We start from the raw sequence: 9,140 nt of genomic DNA, 5'->3' as shown, positions 1-9,140 counted from the left end.
AGACTTTTCGCATCTGGCTTCGCTGTTTAGTTTTCAAGGACCGTTTGCCGCCCTTTTCCGCGGCACATTTTTGATTGTATCACTTTTTGCCGCCTTGTGTCAACTGCCATTTTCTGGCCGCCGCGCACCGGCGACTCTGGCACCGGGAGAATTACCCCCGGGAATTTATGTTAGCACAAAAAACTTAACCTGTCAATAACATTTTCTTAACTTTGTCCGTTTTATGTTGCCCCTGCCTTCAAGGGCGACAACAGATAAAATATTAGCACAGACTGTTTTAGCTGTCAACACGGGAATTAATGGCAAGCATCTTCCTGTGGAAATTTCAACAGGTGCCTCAAGCGGTGCCTTCAACGACAAAACCACGTCCCCTGATTTAATAAAGTATAATAGATAACAAAAGAACAAAATTCTTCTCACCGTCCGGCTGTTAAAACCGGGCAGGGCGGCACCAGACGCCGCCCTGCCCACATAACTGGAACGCATTAATACTTTTCCGGTAAAAACAACCTGTTTATTGGAGAACCGCCGGCTGGACCGGTTTGTTATCCGTCGCAACCCCGGTTGTTCTTCCCGGGGAAGTTTGGCATTGTTCAGCCATCAAATGCCAACCGGACCATCCCCGGGGGAAAATACCCGGGGCGGACGGCAAGCGCCGCGCCGCGGCACACGGCCGCGCTTAAACCGGAACGCGCGGCGGAAGACGGAAAGAGGTTTTTAGCGGACCAGCTTTGAACTGCTCTCGCTAGGGTATTGGATCAACCTTTTTTCCCAGGTGCGCAGCGTGATATGATGATCATCCCGGCCGATGACATACCGGGGAAGTACCGGTGTTTTGCCGAAACCGTTCGGGGCGTTGATAATATAAGCCGGGACGGCCAGTCCGGAGGTGTATCCCCGCAGCTTATCCATAATCTCGATACCTTCATCCACCGAAGTGACAAAATGCCCTGTCCCCTTGACCTGCTTGGCATGGAAAATATAATACGGCCTCACCCTGATCCGGAGCAGCTGCTGGTTGAGCTTTTTCATCACGTGCGGATCGTTGTTGACGTCTTTCAACAATACCGCCTGGTTGCCGAGCACCACTCCGGCCCTGATCAAGCGATCGCAGGCGGCTGCGGCTTCAGCGGTCACTTCCCGGGGATGATTGAACTGGGTGTTGATATATACCGGCGGATGCTTTTCCAGCACGGCGCACAGTTGCGGCGTGATACGCTGCGGCATGGTGACGATTACCCGCGTACCGATGCGCTTGATTTCCACATGCCCGATCCCGTCCAGTTCGCCCAGCAGCCAATCCAGCATCTGATCGCTGAGCATCAGGGCGTCGCCGCCGGTAATGAGCACGTCCCGGATTTCCGGGTTGTTCCGGATATAATCCAGCGCTTCTTTGAACACCGCCACCGGTTTGTGCCTGTCCACTTCGCCGATGTTCCGGCGGCGCTGACAGTGACGGCAGTACATGGCGCACTGGTTGGTTACGTTTATAATCAACCGGTCGGGATAGCGGCGTGTGATTCCCGGTGCCGGACTGGTGAATTCCTCGGCCATCGGATCCTCATAACCGCTTATGTCCAGTTCCCTGATGTCGGGCACCGCCTGCCGCCAGACGGGGCCGCCCGGACGGTCGCTGGTTACCAGGGTGGCATAGTAGGGCGAGATGGCCCAGCGGAATCTGCGGCCCACCTTTTTAATCCCGTCGATATACTCCGGTTCTAAATGCATCAGCCGGCCCAAAAGATCCGGATCACTGATCCGGTGTTTCAACTGCCAGCGCCAATCCTGCCAATCATTTTCACCAGCGCCAAAACAGGCCATAATTTCTTTCTTTTTTGCTTCCATCGTGGCCGTCAAATCAAAACCGGTGCTGATTTGATCCTTGATGCGCAGATAGTCTTCGATTCTTTTTTTCAATTCCGCCGCCCGGCGCAGGGAAATTTCTCTTTTTTCCTGCGCGGTCACTTCTCCACGTGGCATCGGATACAGCGCCATTAAAATCTCCCTCCTTTGTTATGGTTTTAAAACGGGAGCGCAAAAAACCCGGAAATGTACCGTATTCCCGGGTTTTAGAGCGAAAGAAAAGAAGCCTGAACAAACCCCCGCAGGAGCCTGTCCGACAACCTCCCTTCCACGCTGACGAAGTTAGCTGACGGGTTCGGGTTGAAAGGATAACCCTACCCTCTCTCATGAACGGGCCCTCCGGCCGTCCACCTGAAAAGGATTCACCCCGGGAATTGGTTCCCCCGCTTCTTTAAAAAAGAATTAAGCGTTCGAGGATCAATATTTAATTGATTTAATTATACCAGAAGCTTATAATTTTGTAAAGGAAATTATGGTCTTAAACAAAATTCTCCAGGAACCAATTTTTTGGGAAATTTTTCTCACCCTATTCCCGCGGCTTCAGCAAAGGGAAAAGAATGACGTCGCGGATGGAAGATGAATTGGTCAGCAGCATCACCAGCCGGTCAATGCCGATGCCCAGGCCGCCGGCCGGCGGCATGCCGTATTCCAGGGCGGTGATATAATCCTCGTCCATCATATGCGCCTCGTCGTCACCGGCACGGCGTTTTTCCACCTGCTTTTGAAAGCGCTCCTTCTGATCAATGGGGTCGTTCAACTCGGAAAAGGCATTGGCCATTTCACGCCCGTAGATGAACAGTTCGAAGCGGTAGGTAAGTTCCGGCGCATCCTCCTTGCGCTTGGCCAGCGGGGAGATTTCAATCGGGTAATCGGTGATGAAAGTGGGCTGGATCAGTGCCGGCTCCACCTTCTCTTCAAAAATGGCATTTAAAACCGCACCGCGGCTGTCGTTATCCCCCACTGTCAACCCCAGGCCACGGGCCGCCCGGCGGGCCTCCTCATCCCCGGCCAGGACGGCGAAGTCCACTCCGGCGTGCTTTTTCACCGCCTCCAGCATGGGTATCCTGGGCCAGGGCGGGGTGAGATTGATCTCCACTCCTTCATAGGTGATGGTGGCGGCGCCCAGTACTTCCCGGGCCACAGTGGCAATCATGTCTTCCGTCAGGTCCATCATGTCGGTGTAATCGGCGTAGGCCTGGTAAAGCTCGAGCATGGTGAATTCGGGATTATGCCTGGTGGATATGCCTTCATTCCGGAAGTTGCGGTTGATTTCATAAACCTTTTCAAAACCGCCCACCAGCAGGCGCTTTAAATACAACTCCGGCGCTATGCGCAGGTAGAGGTTCATGTCCAGTGCGTTGTGATGAGTGATGAAGGGCCTGGCGGCCGCCCCCCCGGCAATCGGGTGCATCATCGGCGTTTCCACTTCCAAAAAGCCGCGCTGCTCCAGATAGTTGCGGATGGCGTGGATAATCCGGCTGCGCAGGATAAAAGTGTCCTTTACCTCCGGATTGACAATCAGATCCACATACCGCTGACGGTAGCGCAGCTCGACGTCCTTCAAGCCATGCCATTTCTCCGGCAGGGGGCGCAGGGACTTGGCCAGCAGGGTCAACTCCGTCACCGCCACTGAAATCTCGCCCATCCTGGTTTTGAATACTTTTCCCTTAACCCCGATCAAATCGCCTATGTCCAATTTTTCAAACAGCGCATATGTAGCGGCGCCCACATCATTCAGCCGGACATAGATTTGAATCTGTCCGGAACCGTCCCGCAAATCGGCAAAACCGGCCTTGCCGTGACCGCGCTTGCCGGTAAGACGCCCGGCCAGACAGACCTGTTCCCCCTCGTAACGGGCAAAATCCTCTTTAACCGCGGCGGCCGGGTGCGTGCGCGGGTAGCGCCGTCCGAAGGGAGCAATCCCGTTTTCCTGCAATTCAAACAGCTTTTCCCGGCGCACACGCATCAAGTCGTTTTCTGTTTCGACCGTTTCCCTAGTCATCTTCAACCTCCGGACTAACGGATATCCAGAATTTCGTATTTCAATGTTCCGGCCGGCACGTTGACTTCCACCACACAGCCCTTGGGTTGCCCGAGAATAGCCCGTCCCACCGGTGATTCATTGGAAATCTTGTGTTTTTCCGGATCGGCTTCCACCGAACCGACAATGGTATACTCCAGTTCATCACCGTATTCCAAATCCCGCAATAAAACAGTGGAACCGAGCGCCACCTCTTCGGATCCTTTATGATCGTCGTCGTCTATTATTTTGGCGTTGCGCAGCATCCGTTCCAGAGTCAAAATGCGTCCTTCGATAAAAGCCTGCTCGTTTTTGGCGTCCTCATACTCGGAATTTTCGCTGATGTCCCCAAACTCAATGGCCTGTTTGATGCGCGCCGCCACTTCCCGGCGGCGCACTGTTTTAAGTTGTTCCAGTTCCTCCTCCATGTTCTTGAGCCCCGCCACGGTTAGGATTACTTCTTTTTCACTCATCCTGCCAGTCTCCTTAACTTATATATAAGTAAAATTGCAGCCCCCGGGAACGGACAGTAGCGCCGTCAAACACCCCCAACTAGACTTAAAGCACTGCAAAGCCCTTCCTTGCAGTGCCTTTAGGCCTATTACAACCTTTTCAAATCATTATAAGAAGGGCACTCCCATTTGTCAAGGGGCCACCCTGGGCAGCTCAGCCTTCAGCGCTTCCTGCCGGCGGGAGGCGCGCGCCTTGATCCGGGCGATCTCTTCCGGCTGAACGGCCCGTTCGAAACTGCGGAAACCGGCCAGCTTGAAGCCGTGTTTTTTGGCCAGGGCGCTTATTTCCGTCACCTGCCGGATGGTGATATCCCGGCCCAGGGAAAAGTTTTCATAACGGCCCTCCAGTGCCAGCAGCATGGTTTCAGACATACAGGCGTAGGCCGTGCGCGGCGGAAAACCGAAATTGAAATTGAATTCCACCGGTCCCGGCACTTCCACCACCCCGCCCTCGATAACCAGCACATCGTCCCGCTGTTCGGCCACCTGCCGGCTGACATTGCGCGGGCGGGAAACATCGCAGACCACCGCGCCGGGCATCAGGTCCTCCGGACCGATAATGGTATCCACCGCGCTGGTGACGGCAATGACCACCTCGGCCGTACGCACGGCCTGCTTTACATCGGAGGTGACGCGCACGGCCAGCCCGCTTTCGTACAGTATTTGCGACGCCACACTCTCCAACCGCGACCTGTCCCGGGCCACCAGGGTCATTTTGCCGACATCCCCGGCCAGCAGGCGGGCGCATACCTTGCCGATCGAACCGGTGGCCCCGAGCACCACCACATGGATGCGGCGCAAATCGTAACCCATCAGGCGGGCCGCCTGACGAGTGCCTTCAATGGCTGTGGCCACAGTGTAGCTGTTGCCGGTAGTCACCGCAATGTTCAAATTTTTGGCCACGGTTATGCCGGCATCGCCGACCACGGAAGTAAAAGCGCCCAGTCCGACCACGCCGGCACCCAGTTTTTCCGCCACCTTCCCGGCCTGAATAATGCGCTGCAGGACAAATTCCCGCGGCAGGGCGAGCATCTGACGGGCCGTGAGCGGACAGGCCACAAACCAGCCTTCCGCTTCACCGTGCGGCGTCCTGACACCCGAAATATGCGAAACTTTCACCGGCGGCAGCAGACGAAAGGCGTTTTCCACCACCCGCTCGGGCAGGTAACGGGTAAAAGGGAATTTCCGGGCTACGTCCTTTACATCCAGCGGGTGGATGATGAAAGCAAACTTTTCCAAGGAGAATAACCTCCTCAAATAATTTATACCGCCGTCAACAGGAATTCATGCACGGCACGGGGAAAAACATTGAACAAACCTCCGGCGCCCCGCCGGACCGGTCCGGTGCGGGCCGCGGCGCACACCCGTGCGTACGCCGGAGCGGGGAAGATGGCGCTCCGCCTGCACCGGATTCGCCACCCGGCTGCAAAACGCAGCTATTGTTTGACGGCCCGCACCAGGGACACAATTTCCCCCGGATCCACATATTTATCCTCCTGAATCGGGGACTCGCCGATTTCATAGCCCACCACTTCCTTGTCCAGCACCGCCTCAATGATTTTGATCCGTTTGTTGGAACCGATCACCACCACCTGATCGAAGGAATGCGCCCGGGCGATTAAATCCATCAGCGTATTCAACAGATCGACACCGCTGTTGCGGCGCACGAACTCCCACCGTTCCGCCTCGGTCATGAGCAGGGTGAAATCCACTCCTTCTTTGGACAGAGCGGCGGTCAACTCCGCTTTGTTTTGAATCGGAAAGCCCACCACCGCCACCCGGCGGCCCTTGCGGATCTCGCCCAGGCTTTCCAGGCGGCAGACCAGGGTGCGGTCCACCCCCAGACGGTGCGCCACTTCCGTCTGGGACAAACCGCCGGCGCGCAGTTGCAGCATCTCGGCAACCACCTGGTTGATACGGCGTCGGCTGATTACTTTTTCGCCCACCCGGACAATATCCATACAGTACACCCGTTCATTTTATCCATATTTACAGCAAAACATGTGCACAATCTTGTGTACAAATATTTTAACAGCGTTTTCCATGAAAAGCAAGCGGGGGGCAAATTATCGCGAATATGATACCGCCGGCGGCAGGTTCCGGGAAAAAGAAAACCGCATTTTCCGCCCGAACGGGAAAAACGCGGTAAAACTAAAATTTTCAGGACGGGCCGCACCTGTGGAAGGCGCTGCCGGCGCCGGATCCCGCCGGCATGGTCAAGCGCATTCGAATGTTTCCTTCAACACTGCGCGCAGTTCCTCCACCGTGGGCGCCTGGTTGATCCTGTCCCGCATCCGGGCGGCGCCCCGTATGCCTTTGCTGTACCAGGCGGCGTGCTTGCGCATCTCCCACACCGCCACCCGCCCGCCCTTCAACGCAATGAGCAGGTCCAGATGGCGCAGCGCCGTTTGCAGCCGCTCCGCCGCATCCGGCAGGGGCGGCAATTCCCCCGTGGCCAGATAACGCACCGTGCGGCGGAAAATCCAGGGGTTGCCCAGGGAAGCGCGGCCGATCATCACCGCTGCACAACCGGTTTCGGCCAGCATGCGCCGCGCATCCTGCGGACTGCACACGTCACCGTTGCCGATGACCGGAATAGCCACCGCCTCCCCGACCGCCCGGATAATTTGCCAGTCCGCGCGCCCGCTGTAGAACTGCGCCCGGGTGCGTCCGTGCACGGTCACCGCCGCCGCGCCGGACGCTTCCACCCGGCGGGCCATCTCCACAGCGTTGACGGAGGATTCATCCCAACCGCGGCGCATCTTCACCGTTACCGGCACGTTTACCCGCCCCGCCACGGCAGACACAATCCTTGCGGCCAGGGACGGATTTTTCATCAGCGCCGCCCCCTCCCCGTTGCGCACGATCTTGGGGGTGGGGCAGCCCATGTTGATGTCGATAATGTCCGCCCCGGTTGCGGCCGCCAGTTCCGCCGCCGCGGCCATGTAATCCGGATCGGCGCCGAAAAGCTGGACGGCCAGGGGGCCTTTTTCACCGGCATGGTTGATGATCAAACCGGTGCGTGGATTGCCGTAAAGCAGCGCCCGGTCGCTGACCATTTCCGTAAAAACCAGCCCGCAACCGGCTTCCCGGGCCAGCACGCGGTAAGCGCGGTCGGTCACCCCGGCCATGGGCGCGGCCACCACCGGGTTGTCAATTTTAACCCCGCCGATGTAAAACATCCGCGCGAAACCCCTTTTCCAAACCGGCCGGTGCTAGGCCTCCAGCGGCCGGTTGCGTTCGTAAATCAATAGCAGGCCTTTTAAAGTGATCAGGGGATCCACCCGGTCAATGGTCCGGGACTCCCGGGCAATCAGCTCGGCCAGACCGCCGGTGGCCAGCACCCGGGGGTTGCCGCCCAACTCGACTTTCATACGCCGCACAATTTCATCCACCTGGCCCACAAAGCCAAAAATAATGCCTGCCTGCATGCTGGCCACCGTGGTTTTGCCAATCACCGCCGGCGGGATCACAAATTCCACCCGCGGCAGTTTGGCCGCCCGGGCAAACAACGCCTCGGTGGAAATACCGATTCCCGGGGCTATCGCGCCGCCCAGATATTCCCCGCGGGAAGAGATGGCGTCGAAAGTGGTGGCCGTACCGAAATCCACGATGATTAACGGCCCGCCGTACTGCTCGTATCCGGCCACGGCATTGACGATGCGGTCGGCGCCCACTTCCCGGGGATTGTCGTATTTAATGGCCAGCCCGGTTTTAATGCCCGGTCCGACCACCAGCGGCGTCAGACCGAAGTATTTCCGGCTCATCTGTTCCAGGGACAGCATCAAGGGCGGCACCACCGAAGAGATGACCAAACCCCTGATCCGGCGCAGATCAAGGCCCGCATGCTGGAAGAGATCCCTCAGCAGCATACCGTGCTCGTCAGCGGTGCGGTTGGCGCTGGTGGACAGGCGCCAGTGCTCAACCAGTTCCCCCTCCCGGTACACCCCGAGTACAATATTGGTATTCCCCACATCCACTGCCAAAATCATCCCGTTCACTCCCTCCCGTAATTTTACCAGAGGAAGGGACGCGGCGCAACAAAGTCCTCCAGAGGAACAGCAAAGCGCTCAAATTGACTTTTCAGTGCAAAAACTATATTGTTATATAGTAAGTTAAATTTTGGACGGCAAAAGGGGGCGTAATAATGAATGAACGCATCCCGCGGATGAAATCAGACATCTTAAAGGCACTGGCCCATCCCACCCGGGTAAACATCCTGGAGAGCCTGCGTCAGGGGGAGCGCTGCGTCTGTGAAATCATTGAGGAACTGGACATGGAGCAGTCAAATGTCTCTCAACATCTGGCCGTGTTGAAGAAACTGGATATTGTTGATTCACGCAAGGAGGGCCTGCGGGTGAACTACCGGGTAAAATACCCGGAAATCTTTCAGATTCTTGATTTGCTGGACGGGGTGCTGGTGTCCCAGGTGGAGGACACCATGTCCACTTTGAAGGGGTTGAGAAGGAAAAACGGAGAAAATGTGAGCAAGCCAACCCGGAGAGGGTAAACTACATGGGCATGTTTTCCGCAAGCGACTTTTCCGGCATCATTCAACAGGCTGGCGCACGCCCGTACACCGTACAATATCCGCGGACATACACCGGATAAAGAAGGCGGACCGGGAACTTTGGCCGGGCCCACATGCAGGCGCACATGACCCGGACGCGCAAAACCGGTGGGCACACCACCACAGCACCCGTTGTAGAAATGTCCGGAAACCTTCCGGACACCTGCGGGGACGG

At 56.8% G+C, this 9,140-nt stretch carries 9 protein-coding genes and 1 riboswitch; of the genes, 2 read left to right on the top strand and 7 right to left on the bottom strand.

All coding sequences use genetic code 11. The features are described 5' to 3' along the window. Positions 1-199: hypothetical protein (locus tag A6M21_RS18980; protein WP_207644548.1), on the top strand; the 199-nt coding region annotated here is incomplete at its 5' end. A 518-nt stretch (positions 200-717) separates the two neighbouring features. On the opposite strand, the gene eam is transcribed toward A6M21_RS18980, so the two are convergent. The 7 genes from eam to A6M21_RS02525 all read right to left on the bottom strand — a co-directional run bounded on the left by eam (position 718) and on the right by A6M21_RS02525 (position 8,387). Then, positions 718-1,995: a glutamate 2,3-aminomutase gene (gene eam, locus A6M21_RS02555; RefSeq protein WP_066666346.1), complete on the bottom strand. Its 1,278-nt coding sequence runs from the start codon at positions 1,993-1,995 to the stop codon at positions 718-720. A gap of 124 nt (positions 1,996-2,119) precedes the next feature. After that, a riboswitch (cyclic di-AMP (ydaO/yuaA leader) is annotated at positions 2,120-2,282 on the bottom strand. A 107-nt stretch (positions 2,283-2,389) separates the two neighbouring features. Then, entirely contained in the window at positions 2,390-3,865 is a 1,476-nt protein-coding gene (gene lysS, locus A6M21_RS02550) for a lysine--tRNA ligase (protein ID WP_066666345.1), read from the bottom strand. Positions 3,866-3,879: 14 nt separating this feature from the next. Beyond that, positions 3,880-4,356 carry a transcription elongation factor GreA gene (gene greA / locus A6M21_RS02545; RefSeq protein WP_066666344.1) on the bottom strand — a complete coding sequence of 159 codons (477 nt, stop codon included), beginning with the start codon at positions 4,354-4,356 and terminating at the stop codon, positions 3,880-3,882. Between the two features lie 171 nt (positions 4,357-4,527). Further along, a complete protein-coding gene (locus A6M21_RS02540) occupies positions 4,528-5,634 on the bottom strand; it encodes a shikimate dehydrogenase (RefSeq protein ID WP_066666343.1) in 1,107 nt (368 codons plus the stop codon). A gap of 197 nt (positions 5,635-5,831) precedes the next feature. Beyond that, positions 5,832-6,356, bottom strand: coding sequence for a COG3415 family protein (locus tag A6M21_RS02535; RefSeq protein WP_066666342.1), 525 nt, complete (start codon positions 6,354-6,356; stop codon positions 5,832-5,834). Positions 6,357-6,611: 255 nt separating this feature from the next. After that, a complete protein-coding gene (gene dusB / locus A6M21_RS02530) occupies positions 6,612-7,577 on the bottom strand; it encodes a tRNA dihydrouridine synthase DusB (protein WP_066666341.1) in 966 nt (321 codons plus the stop codon). Between the two features lie 33 nt (positions 7,578-7,610). Next, positions 7,611-8,387 (bottom strand): type III pantothenate kinase, encoded by a 777-nt coding sequence (locus tag A6M21_RS02525; RefSeq protein ID WP_066666340.1) that lies wholly within the window; start codon positions 8,385-8,387, stop codon positions 7,611-7,613. Between the two features lie 155 nt (positions 8,388-8,542). On the opposite strand from A6M21_RS02525, the gene A6M21_RS02520 reads away from it, so the two are divergent. Continuing rightward, entirely contained in the window at positions 8,543-8,905 is a 363-nt protein-coding gene (locus tag A6M21_RS02520; protein ID WP_066666339.1) for an ArsR/SmtB family transcription factor, read from the top strand. The last annotated feature ends 235 nt before the right edge of the window (positions 8,906-9,140 follow it).

Origin of the sequence: Desulfotomaculum copahuensis (assembly GCF_001655685.1) — a bacterium.
GTDB classification, from domain to species: domain Bacteria; phylum Bacillota; class Desulfotomaculia; order Desulfotomaculales; family Desulfovirgulaceae; genus Desulfotomaculum_G; species Desulfotomaculum_G copahuensis.
The sequence above is the reverse complement of the archived record's forward strand: the minus strand, read 5'-3'. Positions and strand labels throughout refer to the sequence as shown.

Coding starts and splice junctions, on each gene's coding strand:
- eam (WP_066666346.1), bottom strand. CDS start 1,995: ATGGCGCTGTATCCGATGCCACGTGGAGAAGTGACCGCGCAGGAAAAA.
- lysS (WP_066666345.1), bottom strand. CDS start 3,865: ATGACTAGGGAAACGGTCGAAACAGAAAACGACTTGATGCGTGTGCGC.
- A6M21_RS02535 (WP_066666342.1), bottom strand. CDS start 6,356: ATGGATATTGTCCGGGTGGGCGAAAAAGTAATCAGCCGACGCCGTATC.
- dusB (WP_066666341.1), bottom strand. CDS start 7,577: ATGTTTTACATCGGCGGGGTTAAAATTGACAACCCGGTGGTGGCCGCG.
- A6M21_RS02525 (WP_066666340.1), bottom strand. CDS start 8,387: ATGATTTTGGCAGTGGATGTGGGGAATACCAATATTGTACTCGGGGTG.
- A6M21_RS02520 (WP_066666339.1), top strand. CDS start 8,543: ATGAATGAACGCATCCCGCGGATGAAATCAGACATCTTAAAGGCACTG.
- greA (WP_066666344.1), bottom strand. CDS start 4,356: ATGAGTGAAAAAGAAGTAATCCTAACCGTGGCGGGGCTCAAGAACATG.